Consider the following 18,231-nt stretch of genomic DNA (forward strand, 5'->3'; position numbering starts at 1 on the left):
TTCTCATAGGAGAAAACCGAAATTTGATTTTGTATAAGGGGGAGAAACAATGAAAAAACACTCACTTTGGTCCTTTATAGGGATTCTAATTGTATCAATTTTTCTCATTACAGCTTGTAGTGAGGATAGCTCCAGTAGTTCACCAGACGATGGGAGTACAGATTCTACAGATAGCGGTGACAAAAACACCTTAGTTTTTGGTCGTGGTGCGGATTCTGTACAGCTTGATCCAGCAAAAGTTACGGATGGAGAGTCTTTATATGTAACGAACCAAATCTATGACACATTAGTTCGATATAAAGAGAAAAACACGGAAGTTCGTCCAGCGCTTGCAACAGAATGGAACGTAAGTGAAGACGGAAAGACATGGACGTTTAAGCTTCGTGAGGACGTGACATTCCATGATGGTACCGACTTCACTGCCGAAGATGTTGTATTTAACTTTGAGCGTTGGGCAACTGGTGGAGAATATGCGTACTACGGGTACATGTTTGGTGCCACAGAGGACAACCCTGCAGGCATCATTGAAAAAGTAGAAGCAACCGGGGATTATGAGGTGACGTTTACGCTCACACAACCTAACGCTCCGTTCCTTTATACATTAGCAATGCCTCCATTCGGAATTGCTAGTCCAGAGGCTATTGAAGAACATGGGGAAAACTACTTCAAAAACCCAGTTGGAACAGGACCTTTTGTGTTTGAAGAATGGGTGAAGGATGACAGTATTACCCTTTCCAAGAATCCTGATTACTACGGAGAAAAACCGAAAGTTGAGGAAGTTATTTTCCGAGTGATTCCGGATAATGGAGCTCGTTTCATGGAATTACAATCCGGATCCATTGATGTAATGAATGGATTAAACCCACAAGATATTGAACAGGTTGAAAGCTCCGATGATTTACAAATTATTCGTCGTCCTTCTATGAACGTCAGCTACATGGCGATGAATATGGAAAAAGGTCCATTAAAAGAAAAGAAAGTACGTCAAGCTATTAACCTTGCTATTGATAAGAAAAAATTAATTACGCTCTATGAAGGAATTGGAAAAGAAGCGAAAAACCCATTACCTCCTTCTATTTGGGGCTATAACGATGACATAGAAGATTATGGCTATGATGTCGAAGAAGCAAAACGTCTCTTAGCAGAAGCTGGTTATCCAGACGGCTTCCAAATTACGTTGGATATCATGTCAAACCCGAGACCATACATGCCACAGCCTAAAGTAACTGCACAAGTAATCCAGCAAATGTTAGGCGAGGTTGGCATTGAGGTTGAAGTCATCGAAAATGACTGGGATACACATCTTGCCAAGACTGAAAATGGAGAACACGAAATGGCCTTAATGGGCTGGATTGGTGATAACGGGGATCCAGATAACTTCCTATATGTTCTACTAGATAAAGACAATGCGAAAAAGGGATCTGCTGGAAACTATGCATTCTATAAGAGTGATGAGCTTCACGATATTCTTATCGAAGCACAAACGACAATGGATAAAGAAAAGCGTACTGAGCTTTACATGGAGGCTCAAGAAATTATTCATGAGGATGCACCTTGGGTACCAATTGCTCATACAACACCACCATTAGCAGCGAACAAGAGTGTTACTGGTTATCAGCCTCACCCTACAGGTAGTGAACCTTTTAACTTTTTAGATATTAAGTAATGTTGGGAACGAATAAGACCGGCATCTGTCGGTCTTAATTCCCTCTTATTAAGCTTTATGTAAAGGAGGAATCTACGTGCTAAGCTATATCATTCGACGAATATTATTACTTATCCCCGTCTTATTAGGCGTATCTCTCCTTACCTTCTCCCTCCTTTTCCTCATTCCTGGTGACCCTGCGCAAAGCTTATTAGGTCAAAAAGGAACGGAAGTGCAATTGGAGCAGCTACGAGAGGAAATGGGACTAGATGATCCGTTTCTCGTTCAGTACGGTCGATATGTTGGAAATGTTGTTCAAGGGGACCTCGGAGAATCGGTAAAGTCAAAAGAAGAAGTTAGCGTAGAAATTTCAACGAGATTACCAGCAACAATGGAGCTCACCATTTTTGCCATGACTGTCGCCATAGTTATCGGAGTATTGGCCGGAGTAATTGCTGCTGTTAAGCAATATTCTTGGTTTGATAACTTGAGTATGACTGGTGCCTTGTTTGGTGTATCCTTACCCATCTTTTTTCTAGGTCTTATGATGATATGGATTTTTTCCGTTCAGCTCAATATTCTTCCAGCTTCCGGTCGGCTTTCCAACCATATTGAATTAGAATCCATTACGAATTTTTATTTATTGGATAGTATTCTAACTGGAAATTGGGCAGCGTTTAAAGATGTTTTCCTTCACCTCTTAATGCCAGGGCTAGCTTTAGGAACCATTCCGATGGCTATCATTGCGCGAATGACTCGCTCTAGCATGTTGGAAGTCATGAAACAGGATTATATTCGAACAGCAAATGCAAAAGGCTTAGCAAAGCCAATTGTTATTTTTAGACACGCCATCAAAAATGCATTCTTACCCGTGTTAACGGTGATTGGTTTGCAGTTCGGCTTATTGTTAGGCGGAGCCGTATTAACGGAAACGATTTTCTCTTGGCCTGGTATCGGTCGCTACGTACTTAATGCTGTACTCGGACGAGACTACCCAGTGGTCCAAAGCTCAATATTGATTATCGCTACGATTTTTGTAATCGTCAACCTGATTACTGACATTTTATACAAATACTTTGATCCAAGAATCAGCTACGAGTAATGTCTAGTCTCTTTTATGAAAGGATGTGATCAGATTGGAAACAAATCTGTCGCCACACGTAACAAAGCAAGCGAAAGTTAAGACGAAAACACCCAATATCTGGTTAGAAGCGCTCATCCGCCTTATAAAGAGTAAGACTTCTTTCATTGGATTAACGATTATTACACTCCTTATCGTTGTAGCCATTTTTGCACCGGCTGTTGCAACGCATAGTCCGATTGAACAAGACATTATCAATCGATACCAAGCACCTTCCGGGGAACATTGGTTAGGGACAGATGCGTTAGGAAGAGACATATTTAGTCGCATTGTTTATGGAACAAGAATTTCTATCCAAGTCGGGATTATCGCAGTTGGAATTTCAGCCATTGTCGGAATCCTCTTAGGTGGGATTGCCGGATACTTCGGCAAGTGGTGCGATCTCATCATTATGCGTATTATTGATATACTGATGGCCTTTCCTAGTATTTTACTAGCAATTGCCATGGTAGCCGTATTAGGTACCAACTTAACGAATACGATGATCGCGGTTGGGATTGTCGGGGTTCCACAATTTGCTAGAATTGTCAGGTCCACCGTCTTATCCGTGAAGGAAACGGAATATATTGAAGCAGCTCGGGCCATCGGTGCCAAGAATAATAGAATTTTATTTTCTCACGTATTACCGAATTGTTTAGCACCGATTATTGTGCAAGCAACATTAAGTGTTGGGACCGCCATATTAGATGCCGCAGGCTTAAGCTTCCTAGGTTTAGGAGCACAGCCTCCAACACCGGAATGGGGGGCCATGCTCAGTGATGGTCGGGCAGCACTGCAATCTGCTCCTTGGGTCCTTTTCCCAGGTCTAGCAATCTTTCTTGTTGTGCTTGGCTTCAATCTATTCGGTGATGGCCTACGAGATGCCTTAGATCCAAAGCTTAAACAATAAAATGCTCTTAATCTACCTTAGAAAAATGGAAGGCAATGCATCTCACAATTTTGCCTTCTATTTTTTTCGTTGTTAGAATATAGATTATTATATGGAACGGTGGTGCTTAGATGATAAAGGCATGGAAACCTATCTTACTTTTGATTATGTTGAGCATTTTGTTCATCTGGATTCCTTTTCCAACTCCATCTAAATTGTTATTAAACACCTATCCAAATCTACCTGCACCAATCGGCAAAGAGAAAGTACTTCTTACATCTGCGGGTCAAGCCATTGAAGGCAAAATAATAGAAAACATTGCTGATGATCTATACCTAGATAATGACTTTCGGCCAAGGGCTCTTGCGTCTGACTTATATGACTATGAAACGATTATCATGGATATAGGATACAGTAGCAATGCTTTACATAAGATAAACAGAGAGTTCGAAGAAGAAAAAACAAGAATGCTAACTCTATTAAAGGAAGCAAACGCAACTAGTAAACCTGTAATTATTACCTATATTTCTAATGCTTATCGAACAGATCAACACACGGAAACGTTATTACTACAAGCAATCCCGTATGCCTCCTATTTTATTGGAGTAAAAGAACCTTACCTCTCAAGGAATATCAAAAGCCAATTAGAAAAAACAGATATACCAGTTACTTTTGTGGAGCAATTAGATGATCTGGCAACTCCATTAAACGCAGCATTTCGTTGACAATATGTATGAGTAAGGATGAAAATAAATGGGCTCTCCTTCACGAAATATACCTGGAATTGTTGGCATGATTGTCATTCTTTACGGTCTATTCTTCCCCAACCTATCCAGTGGTTGGGGAATACAAATACAAGAAAGAATTCAAGACAGCTTAGCGTTTGAAGACAGTGGACGACTACTCCTATCTGCGTTTTCTTATGTGTGTAGAAGCTCTATTCTATTTATATTTATTTATATCGGTTCAACACTAATCGCCACACAACTAACGAGAATATGGAAAAGAATTCGCTTCTCTTATGCTTTTATTACACTTACATTAATGTTCGTGCTTAGTTTGAATATTTTATACAAGGAACATTATGCTTATGTCCCCCATTTCTTAACGCTTGCCTTGTTATTACTCTATCGTGTATATATTCCAACACGAAAGGATTTTTATTTATCCTTTTCGGTACTAAGCTTGTTTACGGTTATTGCATTTCAATGTTTAAGCTTGATTAATAGTTTAACTATATTTCACTTTGGAACCGATGATCTAGCAATTTCATTAAAGATAACGGATCGATATTTATCCCAAAATGAACTGTTAACCACACTCTTCTTAGCCTTATGTATTGTAATGGTCATCATTTCCATTATTTATACGATATTAATGACGCTATATAACAAGCAATTAACAACGCTGAAGGAGTATCAAAAACAAGAATTAGAGTTAAAAAGAACCCGGTTTGCCTTAATAGAATCTAAGGTGTATCAAGAAATTCACTCACTCGTTCACGACTTAAAAACACCTTTAGTTTCTGTTGAAGGATTACTCTCGCTCATTCAAATGAAATATCCATATGAAAAAGATCCGAAGCTAAAAGACTACCTCAATCGAGTGGATGGCTCTGTCCAAAAAATGAGTGATATGATTTCTGAAATCCTCTATGAGGATATAAAGCGGACTATCTCTGTAACCGAGCTGATGGACTATGTAACAAGTCATTTAGCACTCGATGAACAGCTTATTGATATGCAGTTAGAAATCGAGGAAGACTTACCACCTATCCAAGTAAATAAAATTCGATTTTCACGTGCTATATCGAACATTCTTGAAAATTCCATCGTTTCTTTTCAAGGAAAACAAGGAAAAATTAGAATCTCTGTTTCTTCCCATTTAACTGGTGTGTTATTTGAGGTTTGGGATAACGGCTCTGGTATCAGTCAAGAGGATTTACAGGCGATTTGGGAAGAAGGTTTTAGTACAAAGGATTCTACCGGTTTAGGGTTAACCTTTGTCAAACGAGTTGTAGACTATCATGGTGGAAGTATTGCAGTATCTAGTGCACTAGGCAGTCATACAAAAATTGATATATACATACCATCACAAAGGGGGAACGATCATGATTTTAATCGTGGAGGATAATCCAGATATCCGTTTCACTATAAAGGAAATTTGTGAATTCGCAGATTGGAAGGTAGCTGAAGCTGCAACTGGCAAACAAGGGGTCGAATTGTCCAAAAAGCTAAATCCAGAACTCATTCTTGTAGATTACCACATGCCAGACTGGGACGGACTCAAGACAACGAAAGAAATTAGAAAAATCAATGATTCCGTTCCCATTATTGTCCTTACTGTAGATGAAAGGCAAGAAATAGCGGACCGTTTCCATCAAGCTGGGGCAACAGATTTCGCACTAAAGCCAATCAAAGCACCAGACCTAATTTCAAGAATCCGCCTAAACCTAAAAATTAGTAAAATAACCAAAGAAGAAAATGAGGTATTCGTGGATAAGGGAATCAATACGTCAACTAGACAAACGATTAAGTCCTACTTACTTCAGCAAAACAAGCCCCTTTCCATAACAGAAATTGAACAAGCATTACCCATTTCCTATCAAACCGTTCATCGTTATTTAAACCATATGGCAGAAAAAGGAGAGGTAGAAGTCATCTCTATGTACGGAACAAAGGGGCGACCAAAAAACGCGTACCGAGTAATGTAGGTTTTTTGTAAAAAATAGGTCCAGATAAAAATAGAGGGTTAAATACCTACAAATGTGGGAACGATTATTATGTAATGGGGTTACCTACATTGGAAACATTTACTTACATAAAGAATCACTTTTGTTTGACCTTTATTGACCTTTCGTATAAGATGAAGATAGTAATGAAACAAATGAATACAAGAAAGAATAGAAAAAGGAGGAACCGTTCTTATGAACTTAATCCCTACAGTCATTGAACAAACCAATCGTGGCGAACGTGCTTACGACATTTATTCTCGTCTTCTGAAAGACCGTATTATTATGCTAGGAAGTGCAATTGATGATAATGTATCCAACAGCATTGTTGCACAATTACTTTTCTTAGCAGCCGAAGATCCAGACAAAGACATTTCTTTATACATTAACTCACCAGGTGGCTCTATTACAGCTGGTATGGCTATTTATGATACCATGCAGTTTATCAAACCAGATGTATCCACGATCTGTATTGGTATGGCAGCATCTATGGGTGCTTTCCTTTTAGCTGCTGGTGAAAAAGGAAAACGCTATGCGTTACCAAACAGTGAAGTAATGATTCACCAACCATTGGGCGGAACACAAGGTCAAGCTTCTGATATCGAAATCCACGCACGTCGTATTATCGAAATGCGTGAAAAGCTAAATACAATTCTATCTGAGCGTACAGGTCAACCATTGGAAATCATCCAACGTGATACAGATCGTGATAACTTCATGGAAGCTCATAAAGCTCTGGAATACGGCTTAATTGACAAGGTTATGGAAAAAAAGCCTGATTAAGTAAGATATGAATAGTAGTCAAACATTTTTTTGATCGACAAAAAAGTCCGAACTAAATCCAATTAGTTCGGACTTTTTATTATTACTATCTTAAAGTTTAACAATCAAAGATTGGCATTATCTTATAAAATTTAGTAATCTTATCCCTCTTAGTTCTATTATGTGCTCTCTTTCCCAAGCACAAACGCTTCAAGCTCTTCTATGGCTTCTGTTTGATCCGAACCTTCTACTATTAATGTAACCTCCTCCCCATACGCGATTGCCAAGCTCATAAGCCCCATAATACTTTTCACATTTACTTGCTTCCCATCCTTTTCAATAAATATATCTGATGAAAAGCGATTCGCAAGTTGGACAAATTGTGCAGCTGGTCTAGCTTGTAGTCCAGGTTCAATGGACACTTGAACCGTTTTTTCCATTGTCTCTCCTCCCCTCAAAAGAAAGCGCTATCATTTTTCCGAAAAAGAAAATACTCTCTTTTAAGCAATTTCTTACTATCCTTAAAAGAGAGTATATGCGAAACATGAGTGGAAGTATATCTAAAAAATAAAAATAGTTAAAAAGTCGCTCTCTTTACTTCGTAATCGGCTCGCCTCTTCGCAATTTATCGGCAAATTCATCTATTTTCCGAAGACGGTGGTTAATACCCGATTTACTAATCTTCCCTGTCGAGACAAGCTCTCCTAATTCCTTTAAGCTAACATCTTGATGTTCTACTCGTAAGGTCGCAATTTCTCTAAGCTTATCGGGAAGAGCATCTAATCCCACGGTTCGATCAATAAAACGGATGTTTTCCACTTGTCGGAACGCTGCACCGATTGTTTTGTTTAAATTAGCCGTTTCACAATTTACAAGTCGATTAACGGAATTACGCATGTCGCGAACAATTCGCACGTCCTCGAATTTCAGCAAGGCTTGGTGAGCTCCAATATTACTTAAGAAATCTGTGATTTTTTCAGCTTCTTTAATATACGTAATATATCCTTTTTTTCTTTCTAACTTTCTTGCATGCAATTGAAAATTATTAAGTAAGTCACACAACGCATCATTGTGTTCCTTATAAGAGTTGAAAATTTCCAGATGATAGGATGACGTTTCTGGGTTGTTCACCGAGCCACCTGCTAAAAATGCCCCACGTAAATAGGCTCTACTACAGCATTTCTTCTCCGTAAAGGAACTAGAAATAGAACGGACGAGCGTAAACGGTTCCTGTAGAATATCTAAATCAGATAGGAAGGTTCTTACTCTTTCTTTCATTCTAACGATATAGACGTTATTCTTTTTCAGTTTCATTTTCTTTCGAACTAATAATTCAACTGGCAAGGAATACGCAGTTTTGATTAACGTATAAATACGGCGAGCAATTGCCGCATTTTCCGTTTGCACATCAAGTAAATAATCTTGTCTTGCAAGTGAGATGGCCCCATTCATTCGAACAAGTGCCGCTAATTCTGCTTTGGCGCAACAAGGCTTATTTGATACATTGGTAAGCTCTTTTTTTATATCGGAAGCAAACGACATTTTCTCACCCCCAAAAAATTTAATCCCCCTGCTCTAATTGGTTTCCAAAAGGGAGTATAAAAGGTTTGCTACTTTGTTTGTATCGTGACGAAGCATTTTCTTCGAATGGTCAATAATATCTGCCTCAATCACATCAATGTCCATCGAGCGAAGTCGTTCCAAATCGTAAATTACAGGTTCGGCGTTCTCTTCTGCATAAATAGCACGAACGTCTCCTTCAATTTTTTCATTGTTTACAATGACAGAATGGATACAGCCAGCACCGACATGATCATGTATCGCTTGAACGTGGTCTGCGGCCGTAAATCCAGTTGTTTCGCCTTCCTGTGTCATGACGTTGCAGACATAGACTACTTTTCCTTTAGTATGACGCAAGGCGTCTCCAATTTGTGGAACAATTAAATTGGGCAAGGTACTCGTAAATAAGCTACCTGGTGCTATAACAACTAAGTCCGCATTAGTTACTGCGGAAACCGCTTCTGGAAGAGGCATCACTGGCTCTGGACTTAAAAATACACGCTTGATTTTTTTATTTGCTAAAGGGATATTGGATTCGCCATAAATAATTTGACCGTCTTCCATCTCCGCATGTAAATACATATTCTGATTTGCAATCGGGTAAATCTTCCCCTTCACATTCAACACTCTAGATATCTCTTTTATCCCGTTATAAAAATCTCCGGTTACGGAAGTCATGGCGGCTAGAAGTAAATTACCCATCGAATGCCCAGACAGTCCATTGCCATTCTTAAAGCGATGTTGAAACAAGTCCAAAAGCATTGGTTCTACATCGGATAGAGCAGCTATTACATTTCGTATATCTCCTGGGGCTGGTATCGCCATTTCTGTACGAAGTCTACCGGAGCTTCCTCCATCGTCTGCCACCGTTACGATTGCCGACAAATCGATAGGGTAGTCCTTCAACCCTCGCAGCAGAACGGGCATGCCAGTGCCACCGCCAACGACTACTATGCTTGGTTGTTTCGGCATAAAATTATTGTCCCTTTCTCTTTTCTATGTCCCGATGTGATACATGGGTTACATAGTTCGTTGAAAATTGTTTTGCTAAGTACTCTGCAATCGCCACCGAACGGTGCTGCCCGCCTGTACAGCCAATTGCAATCACAAGCTGGGTTTTTCCTTCCTTCTTATATTGAGGAAGCATGAACTGTAAAAGGTCCGTTACTTTTTCTAAAAACTTTTGTGTATCGGACCACTTGAATACATAGGAGGATACTTCAGAATTCAACCCCGTTAATGGTCTCATATGCTCTACATAATGTGGATTCGGAAGAAATCGAACATCAAAGACAAGGTCCGCATCAATCGGTAAGCCATATTTAAACCCAAAGGAAACGGTATGGACTGAGAAGATGTCCTGCTGCTCTTCTGAGTACAGCTCGACAATCTTATCCCGAAGTTGTCGTGGCTTTAATTCGGTAGTATCAATAATCCGCTGTGCACGCCCTCGTAACTCATCTAAAATACGACGCTCCTGCTTAATTCCTTCTAACGGTAGTCCTTCTGGAGCTAAAGGATGGGATCTTCTCGTTTCCTTATAGCGAGAAACAAGCTTTTGGTCCTTTGCGTCTAAAAATACGATGTGTTCCTCTAACCAGTCTTCTTTCCCTAACTTGTCTAACGCTTCAAAAAGGGAATCAAAAAACTCACGTCCTCGCAAATCCATGACGAGCGCTACCTTTTGAATCCCGTTTGTAGCATCCTTCATCAAATCTAAAAACTTTGGTAATAAAGCTGGTGGTAGGTTGTCTACACAATAAAAACCTAAATCCTCAAAGCTTTGAACAGCAACTGTTTTACCCGCTCCTGACATACCAGTAATAATAACGAGCTTGATCTCTTGATTTTGATCAGCCAATGTTTATCTCCCCTTATTTTATCGATGGATCTAACCTATAGGATAAAAGTGAATAGTCAGGTGTGTAATAAAACGTTCCGTACATGATTTCATCTCGCTCGATAGCATGCTTGATAATAAGACGGTCTCCTTCAGCCATTGGCTTGTCTAACACGTCACTTATCGGAATCCACTCAAGCTCTCCTTCTTCCGATTCACTTACAAGATCTTTCGTATAGTCTTTTGCGGAAAAGGCAAACATCATCCATTCCATTTCGATTTCCTCGTCATTCTGGATAATGTATGTATAAACACCTGAAAGTTGAGGCTCTTCTAATAGAAGACCTGTTTCCTCTTGAAATTCACGAGTAACGGCTTCTTTGACAGATTCTCCAAGTTCCATTTTCCCACCCGGCATTGCATACCAGCCTCGACGTGGTTTTTTTATCATTAAAATATGTTTGTCCTTCAGTAAAATACCATTTGCTGTTCTTCGCAAAAAATCACTTCTTTCAATACACTACATGTGCAAGTTCAAACCGGATGATATTCTTAAATACTACTTCCATTATACAATGAATATTTCGTTACCCACAATATTATGAACCAAATGTAAATTTTCCATAGTCAGTATTCTAGAAAAAAGCAAAAAAAGACACAAGCGACATCAATCACTTGTGCAAAGACAATTTATCTTTAAAAGGGGGTCAATTAGTTAAGTTCATTGTACCCCATAATTATTTCGTGCGTGTTACAGCAGAGTTAAAATGCATTTACTTTTGAATATTTTTTACCCTTTTACTTTTATCTCATCTAGAAGATGCTCGACGTAAGCTTGTGCAGCCTGTGCAGCAATACTTCCATCACCAGTTGCTGTCACGATCTGACGAAGCTCTTTTGCGCGGATATCTCCAGCTGCAAAAACGCCAGGTACGTTCGTTTCCATACTTTCATTCGTCGGAATATATCCCTCTTCATTAGTAATTCCTAGCGATTTAAACGGCTCACTTAATGGAACCATTCCCACGTAGATAAAGACACCTTGTGCTTCTTTATCATATACTTCACCTGTTTTTTTGTTTTTCAAGGTAACGCTGGACACCTTGTTGTTTTCTCCATTGATGGTTTCCACAACGGTATCCCACACAAACTCAATTTTGTCATTGTCAAATGCACGTTGTTGTAAAATCTTTTGGGCACGTAGCTCATCGCGACGGTGTACAATCGTTACTTTACTAGCAAAGCGAGTTAAATATACGCCTTCTTCCACGGCAGAATCTCCTCCACCAACGACGATCAATTCTCTTTCTTTAAAGAAAGCACCGTCACAAACCGCACAATAGGAAACACCACGGCCACCATACTCTTCTTCACCAGGAACCCCTACTTTTTTGTATTGAGCACCCGTTGCAATGATTAATGCTCTTGTTTTATATTCTTTATTTCCTGCAACAACTGTTTTAAATTCTTTTCCATCAATAACTTCTTTGATATCTCCATATGCATATTCCGCACCAAATTTTTTAGAGTGCTCAAACATCTTAGTTGATAAGTCTGGTCCAAGAATATGATCATAGCCAGGATAGTTTTCTACATCCTCGGTGTTTGCCATTTGGCCACCAGGAATTCCGCGTTCTAGCATTAACGTATCTAAATCTGCACGTGATGTATATACCGCAGCTGTCATTCCAGCTGGTCCAGCACCTGCAATAATTACATCATATATTTTATCTTCGGCCATGAATCATCAGCCCCCCTACTAAATTCAAGCCTATTATCTAATGAATAAGTCTTTGGGTCTAGTTATATGCTCATTCCTATTATTCAGCATTCCACGGCTTCACGTTTTTATCCAAAAACGTAAATCGTTTGCATGCTTCTGCCCATAAGACGTTTGCTTTGTCTACTTCTCCGCAATGGTACGCTGCAACGCTGTACCATTTATAATATGAAACATGCCCCTGTAATTGTGATTTAGATAAAGCTCTAAATCGACTATATGCTTCTGCACAATAACCTGTACGGGCTAATGTAAAAGCAATCCGAAGCTTTTGTTGCTCATGAATTGGATATACATTTCTTATGACTTCAATGTGCTCATCTGCCATTTCCTGCTGTCCACTTTCATAATAGAAGATTGCAAGATTCGTATGTCCATATAAAGACTGTGGATTTTCTTCTAACCATTCTTTCTCCAGTCGAAAAGCTTCTCCTTGATCCCCGTCAAAAAACTTCGCAAACGCGTATTCATGCTTCGCGGACACATGAGTAGGAAATAAGGTCATTAATTCATCCAAAAGTGGAAGCGCAATATCCCATTCTTCCCTTTCCAAATGATAAAAGACGGTTTCCTGATAAATTAAAAGCTCATCTTCTTCCTCGTAAGCCCAATCATCATCGTCCTCTTCTTCATCCAAATCCATCAAATCAAGTAACGTTTCTGCTTCTTCCTTAAATTCTCCATCTACGTTCTTTTCTAAGTAAGTTTCCGCAAAGCGCTTTGCGTCTTGAAACAATCCGAGATGAGCATAATTATTTGCTATTAAGTAATAGCAATCTATATAATGTTCTCCGTGTTCTGAGACCACTTCTGTTAATAGTTGATTTGCTTTATGAAATTGACCAATTTCCGTATAGACAATCGATAATTGACATTGGTATAACGCTTCTTTTGGCGTTTGCTCTATGGCCTTTTTCAACCACTTTATGGCCAACTCAAATTTCCTCTTCTGGAAAGCTTCTACCCCTTTTGTAAAGTAGAAATCACCTTCTGGAATGAAAGGGATGACCTTGTCTTTATACATGTTCTCTGTTATCACTGTTGAAGTATTCACGGTCTCCCCTCCTTCTTATACCGCTTCTATTTGTGTGTACCGTTTGAAGTATATCACATTTAAGATTTTTATTATATAGCTAAACGCGATGAACCCACCTTTCTTAACGCTTTCTTTAAGATTGAATAATGTAAAAACGACTTGGTTGCCATTCGGCATCTAGCTACCTAACGAAAGTTGAAACATAAAAGATTGAAAGTGCCATAATAAATGGTTTTCCTTACTTGATCGGAGGCGGGAATTAAGACGTACATCCATAGTTGTAAAAACTCATACATAAAACAGCAAGATAAAATGGATATTTATGTTAAAATAATAATGTGTATTATACTAAACTAACTTACAACTCAGGAAATAGGAAATCGAAAGGAAAGATTCCATATTAATGCAAAAATAAGCAACACTGTAGGGACTATATTATTCGTATTGGGATATGTTACAGGAGGGATAGCATTCGGATATAAAACACTGATATTATCGGACATTCCCGTTTCTTTTACAACTGCAGAAGCTCTCATAGCACAAATCCTATTTTTTATTGCAAGTGGCGTGTTATTGATTGCGTTACTATCCTTCCAGACCAGGATAGGACTAGGGATAACAATATGGGTTCTAACATTTACACTTCTATTTAATAGTCAAGTTATTAGAAGTGAGATGTGGGAAGCAGGTACTAACTCTTCTGCTGAACAACTACAATTGAGCCCAGTGTTACATGTAAGTCTTCTTTTACTAGTTAACGTCTATTTATTCATCATAAACCGGAAAAGCACGCAAGAACTTTAAAGCAAGAAAATGGATAAAACACCTGTTTGTTAAACTATTTATCTAACAGAACGGTTAGAGGTGGATAAAGATATATTAAATTATCTTTTTACATTATAAACAAGTTAAACCTAAAAGGGGGAGTATCTATGAACATCGTTATTTTAGGAGCAGGTGCTTTGGGGGCTTATTTTGGAGCACGTTGGCAGGAAGCCGGACAACATGTCACGTATCTTGTCCGATCCAAAAGGGCACAACAGCTGCGAGAGCACGGATTACATATTCATAGTGTACAAGGCGACTACGAGGTAACAAACCTACAGTTTGTGGAGAGCGCTGAAGATATTTCAACTGCTGACCTTGTCTTACTTGCTGTCAAAGGATATCATCTTCCAACGACTTATTCCGCGTTAGATGTTCTCGTCGAGAAGGGGGCTAAAGTTTTACCTATATTAAATGGCAACGAGCATTTTGAAATGTTACAGACGCGCTACGGAACCGAAAACGTGCTCGGTGGCTTAGCTTTTATTATTGCTACTTTAGATAAAAATGGCCATGTCGTCCATACGAGTAAAGCACACGATATGGTATTCGGTGCACTTCATCCAAGTCAAAACGAATTATGCGCTACCTTGCAAAAAATTTCGGAATCGGCGAACTTTAAAAGTACGTGGAGCGATGATATTGAAGAAGCTATCTGGAATAAATATATGTTCATTCATGCTTTCTCCGGAATTACGACAGCAAGCAATTTACCTATCGGACCCATTAGTGAGCAAGAAGCCACGATAAAAATTGCTTATAAGCTGTTAGAAGAAATGAAAGACCTTGCCAAGGCTTCGGGTGTTTCGATTACAGAAAAGCATGTGAAGGATGGATTTGACAAGCTTCATCAGTTCCATCCAGAAGCAACCTCTTCTATGCATCAAGATCGGCGTAAGGGGCTGCAGCTTGAAGTCGAACATATTCATGGTGGTGCACTGCGACAAGCGAAGAAGCTTGGACTAACGCTTCCTTATACGGAGACGATTTATGGAATCATTAAGCCTTTTGATGTCCGGTCCTAACGAATTAAAAAAGTTGACTCTTTTCCTCTCGGAAATGAAGTCAACTTTTTTCTAATCATCCTGCAAAAACGAATCTTCCCTCATCCGCTTTTCCATCTCTTCCTTGGAGTAAATCACTCGCATTGGATTTCCGCCGACAAAAGCACCTGCAGGAACATCTTTATGTACGAGGGTGCCAGCAGAAACGATTGCTCCATCCCCTATACGCACTCCAGGTAAGATGGTCGTATTTGCACCGACCATGACATTATTTCCAATTGTCACTGTGCCAAGACGATATTCTTTAATCAAATATTCATGCGCAAGGATTGTTGTATTATAGCCAATTACAGAGTTCTTTCCGACTGAAATTTTTTCTGGAAACATAACATCTAGCATGACCATCAAAGCAAACGCGGTATGCTCTCCAACCTTCATTCGCAGGAATGTTCGATACAGCCAGTTTTTCATCGACAAAAATGGTGTGTAACGTGCAAGTTGAATCACGATAAAGTTTTTGACCACTTTTAAAAAAGGAACGGTCTTATAAACGTGCCATAACGAATTATTTTCTTTTACTCGATATCGTTCCGTTCGACGCATTCCTTCACGCTCCTACGATTTGCAAAAGATCCTTCATTTCCTCTAGCATAAAGTCCGGTTTATGAGCTTCCAAAGAAGCTCTCCCTTTGATGGACCAGGCAACCCCTGCGGTCTTAGTCCCAGCATTCTTTCCCGCTTCTATGTCATGATAATTATCACCAACCATAATGGTTTCCGAAGCAGTAGCTCCTAGCTTAGTTAATGCTTTGATGATTGGTTCTGGATGTGGCTTCGCATGCTGGACATCATCTAACCCAACTAAAACATCCATGTACGAATCAATTCCAGTCAACTTTAATCCTTTCCAAGCGGTTGCATTTATTTTTGTCGTCACGACTCCTAACTTAAAGCCTTTTTCCTTCAACTGCTTCAGCGTATTTGCTACGGTAGGATAAATGACCACATAGTCATCATGATTCGCTAAGTTATGTTCCCGATATGTCTTAAACATTTCCTCGACTTTGTCAGGATTGACAAGCTGAAAACTATCCTTTAATGGAGGACCAATAAAGGATAAAATTTCCTCACGATCATACGCTCGATCTCCGTGCTGAAGCAACGTATGTTGAAAGGATGCGATGATTAATTCGTTTGTATCGATTAATGTTCCATCTAAATCAAAGAGAATGGTAGTGATGTTCATGAACTGGTTCCTTTCTAGCCGATGACTCATATTTCTTCCAAATCCACGCAATAAGAGCGGTTAAAAGAATGGCAGTTACCAACCGGATGAATAAAAGGGGTAATACTGGAATACCTAAAGGGATAAAAACGACTGTATCCTCAATTACTGCGTGACAGGAGACGAGAAATATAAGAGCAAGCGTCATATCCTTCCGTGACACTCCATCTTCCTTCACTGCTTGAATCATCAGTCCCGCTCCATATGCGAGGCCGAGTGTTAATCCTGCTGCTAATGTCATCGAGGTATTTTTATTCATTCCTAAAAATTTCGTAAATGGAGTCAGCTGTTTTGACACACTCTCCATCCACCCAAGTTCACGGAAAAACTGCATAGCAACCATTAATGGAATCACAATTACTGCTAGCTGAACAATCCCCATAAATGCGGTCTGAAGACCATCTACTCCGATGGCCAGCCAACCTTCTGGTACAGCGTCACCTTTTGAAATAAATCCATATTGTGCTGCCTCACCGCCACCATTCCAAAACAAATGGATCAACGAAGCTGACACAAATGCGAGCATGATTCTGACCCCAATCACAATCCACCATTTCACTCCAACCTTACTAGCAACCGTTGATTCGATAATAAGGTTGTGGCAAAACGACAGCATAATGGCCATAATAAATACTTCTTTCACAGAAAACTCGAACGACACAATCGCCCCGATTCCTGCGTATAAATTTAGCAGGTTTCCGAGAACAATTGGCACAGCCGCTTCACCTGGTAAACCGATCAGTTTCATGAATGGCGTTAAAAAATCAATTATCCATTGAAGCACTGGCGTGTGCTCAAGGATGGATACGATAAGTGTAACGGGAAAGATAACTTTACCTAATGTCCATGTTAAGTCTAAGCCAGCCTTAAGTCCTCTTTTCCAGATTTGACCCAATTCAATATCCTCCTATCCCACTTTTTTGCCATTATATTTTTTATTCGCAAGACCAGTCTTACGACGATACACGATAAGAGCGATACCTAGAACAATCAGTAAAATCGAAATAAGCTGAGCTGCTCTTAATTGTCCTACGACATACAAGCTATCTGTACGCATTCCTTCTATAAAGAAACGTCCAACAGAATAAGCCATCATGTAACTAATGAAAACCTCTCCGCGTCTTGGATTTTTGCGACGGAACCAAAGTAGGAAGCCTAAGACAAGTAGGTTCCATACGGATTCATATAAGAAGGTTGGATGGTACATCACACCATCTATACACATTTGATTCGTAATAAAATCAGGTAAATATTGCATAAAGTTGTTATAGTACGCTTCACTAACGGGACCACCATGTGCTTCCTGGTTCATGAAGTTTCCCCATCTTCCAATCGCTTGCCCTAAGATAAGACTCGGTGCTGCAATATCTGCAAGCTGCCAGAAGGACATCTTTTTAACACGAGCAAATATAACTGCTGTTAAGACAGACCCAATAAGAGCACCATGAATGGCGATGCCACCTTGCCAAATGGCAAAGACATCCCACCAAGTACCACCTGCATATTGCTCCCATTCAAAAATAACATAATAAATGCGTGCAAAAATAATCGCAATTGGTATCGCAAACACAACTAAATCAACAAATACATCTTTTTTAAGTCCTAATCGATCGGATTCTCTCGTCGCAAGCCAGAGTCCTAAAAAGGCTCCCGTCGCAATGATAACCCCGTACCAATAAACGGTGAACGGGCCAAGCTCTAAGAAAACCCGACTTAGTGATGGTTCACTACAAGTCAACGTATTCCCTCCTAGT

General features: G+C 39.5%; 20 protein-coding genes. 9 read left to right on the forward strand and 11 right to left on the reverse strand.

Annotated features, from left to right (window positions below):
• The first annotated feature begins 49 nt into the window (after positions 1-49).
• The 7 genes from FN924_RS14175 to clpP all read left to right on the forward strand — a co-directional run bounded on the left by FN924_RS14175 (position 50) and on the right by clpP (position 7,168).
• Complete coding sequence (locus FN924_RS14175) at positions 50-1,666, forward strand: ABC transporter substrate-binding protein (RefSeq protein ID WP_143895556.1); 1,617 nt, start codon at positions 50-52, stop codon at positions 1,664-1,666.
• A 76-nt stretch (positions 1,667-1,742) separates the two neighbouring features.
• A complete protein-coding gene (locus tag FN924_RS14180) occupies positions 1,743-2,747 on the forward strand; it encodes an ABC transporter permease (RefSeq protein WP_143895558.1) in 1,005 nt (334 codons plus the stop codon).
• Between the two features lie 25 nt (positions 2,748-2,772).
• Positions 2,773-3,675, forward strand: coding sequence for a nickel transporter permease (gene nikC, locus FN924_RS14185; RefSeq protein WP_143895560.1), 903 nt, complete (start codon positions 2,773-2,775; stop codon positions 3,673-3,675).
• A 110-nt stretch (positions 3,676-3,785) separates the two neighbouring features.
• Complete coding sequence (locus FN924_RS14190) at positions 3,786-4,379, forward strand: DUF6305 family protein (protein ID WP_143895562.1); 594 nt, start codon at positions 3,786-3,788, stop codon at positions 4,377-4,379.
• A gap of 28 nt (positions 4,380-4,407) precedes the next feature.
• Complete coding sequence (locus tag FN924_RS14195) at positions 4,408-5,787, forward strand: sensor histidine kinase (RefSeq protein WP_143895564.1); 1,380 nt, start codon at positions 4,408-4,410, stop codon at positions 5,785-5,787.
• Positions 5,765-6,367: a response regulator gene (locus FN924_RS14200; RefSeq protein WP_228409461.1), complete on the forward strand. Its 603-nt coding sequence runs from the start codon at positions 5,765-5,767 to the stop codon at positions 6,365-6,367. The genes FN924_RS14195 and FN924_RS14200 overlap by 23 nt, the downstream gene beginning before the upstream one ends.
• Positions 6,368-6,580: 213 nt before the next feature.
• A complete protein-coding gene (clpP, locus tag FN924_RS14205) occupies positions 6,581-7,168 on the forward strand; it encodes an ATP-dependent Clp endopeptidase proteolytic subunit ClpP (RefSeq protein ID WP_143895566.1) in 588 nt (195 codons plus the stop codon).
• A 158-nt stretch (positions 7,169-7,326) separates the two neighbouring features.
• On the opposite strand, the gene FN924_RS14210 is transcribed toward clpP, so the two are convergent.
• The 7 genes from FN924_RS14210 to FN924_RS14240 form a co-directional block, all read right to left on the reverse strand.
• Positions 7,327-7,587, reverse strand: a complete 261-nt coding sequence (locus tag FN924_RS14210) for an HPr family phosphocarrier protein (RefSeq protein ID WP_143895568.1) — start codon at positions 7,585-7,587, stop codon at positions 7,327-7,329.
• Positions 7,588-7,741: 154 nt separating this feature from the next.
• Positions 7,742-8,689, reverse strand: a complete 948-nt coding sequence (gene whiA / locus FN924_RS14215; RefSeq protein ID WP_143895570.1) for a DNA-binding protein WhiA — start codon at positions 8,687-8,689, stop codon at positions 7,742-7,744.
• Between the two features lie 33 nt (positions 8,690-8,722).
• Complete coding sequence (locus FN924_RS14220) at positions 8,723-9,679, reverse strand: gluconeogenesis factor YvcK family protein (protein WP_143895572.1); 957 nt, start codon at positions 9,677-9,679, stop codon at positions 8,723-8,725.
• A 4-nt stretch (positions 9,680-9,683) separates the two neighbouring features.
• Positions 9,684-10,568 carry an RNase adapter RapZ gene (gene rapZ / locus FN924_RS14225; protein ID WP_143895574.1) on the reverse strand — a complete coding sequence of 295 codons (885 nt, stop codon included), beginning with the start codon at positions 10,566-10,568 and terminating at the stop codon, positions 9,684-9,686.
• Between the two features lie 13 nt (positions 10,569-10,581).
• Complete coding sequence (locus FN924_RS14230; RefSeq protein WP_143895576.1) at positions 10,582-11,046, reverse strand: NUDIX hydrolase; 465 nt, start codon at positions 11,044-11,046, stop codon at positions 10,582-10,584.
• A gap of 291 nt (positions 11,047-11,337) precedes the next feature.
• Entirely contained in the window at positions 11,338-12,288 is a 951-nt protein-coding gene (gene trxB, locus FN924_RS14235; protein ID WP_143895578.1) for a thioredoxin-disulfide reductase, read from the reverse strand.
• Between the two features lie 79 nt (positions 12,289-12,367).
• Positions 12,368-13,381, reverse strand: coding sequence for a tetratricopeptide repeat protein (locus FN924_RS14240; protein ID WP_323368617.1), 1,014 nt, complete (start codon positions 13,379-13,381; stop codon positions 12,368-12,370).
• 426 nt (positions 13,382-13,807) lie between these two features.
• Here FN924_RS14240 and FN924_RS14245 point away from each other — a divergent pair, with 426 nt between their 5' ends.
• Both FN924_RS14245 and FN924_RS14250 read left to right on the forward strand, forming a co-directional pair.
• Positions 13,808-14,167 (forward strand): hypothetical protein, encoded by a 360-nt coding sequence (locus FN924_RS14245; RefSeq protein WP_143895580.1) that lies wholly within the window; start codon positions 13,808-13,810, stop codon positions 14,165-14,167.
• A 128-nt stretch (positions 14,168-14,295) separates the two neighbouring features.
• Complete coding sequence (locus FN924_RS14250) at positions 14,296-15,213, forward strand: ketopantoate reductase family protein (protein ID WP_143895582.1); 918 nt, start codon at positions 14,296-14,298, stop codon at positions 15,211-15,213.
• Between the two features lie 51 nt (positions 15,214-15,264).
• Here FN924_RS14250 and FN924_RS14255 read toward each other — a convergent pair whose 3' ends face one another.
• Genes FN924_RS14255 through lgt form a run of 4 tightly spaced genes read right to left on the reverse strand, consistent with a single transcriptional unit; the run spans position 15,265 to position 18,215 of the window.
• Positions 15,265-15,795 carry an acyltransferase gene (locus tag FN924_RS14255; RefSeq protein WP_143895584.1) on the reverse strand — a complete coding sequence of 177 codons (531 nt, stop codon included), beginning with the start codon at positions 15,793-15,795 and terminating at the stop codon, positions 15,265-15,267.
• A 4-nt stretch (positions 15,796-15,799) separates the two neighbouring features.
• Positions 15,800-16,438, reverse strand: a complete 639-nt coding sequence (ppaX, locus tag FN924_RS14260) for a pyrophosphatase PpaX (protein WP_143895586.1) — start codon at positions 16,436-16,438, stop codon at positions 15,800-15,802.
• Entirely contained in the window at positions 16,413-17,372 is a 960-nt protein-coding gene (locus FN924_RS14265; protein ID WP_143895588.1) for a nucleoside recognition domain-containing protein, read from the reverse strand. The genes ppaX and FN924_RS14265 overlap by 26 nt, the downstream gene beginning before the upstream one ends.
• Before the next feature lie 12 nt (positions 17,373-17,384).
• Positions 17,385-18,215, reverse strand: coding sequence for a prolipoprotein diacylglyceryl transferase (lgt, locus tag FN924_RS14270; RefSeq protein ID WP_143895590.1), 831 nt, complete (start codon positions 18,213-18,215; stop codon positions 17,385-17,387).
• Positions 18,216-18,231 lie beyond the last annotated feature (16 nt).

It is taken from the genome of Radiobacillus deserti (genome assembly GCF_007301515.1).
Taxonomy (GTDB): domain Bacteria; phylum Bacillota; class Bacilli; order Bacillales; family Amphibacillaceae; genus Radiobacillus; species Radiobacillus deserti.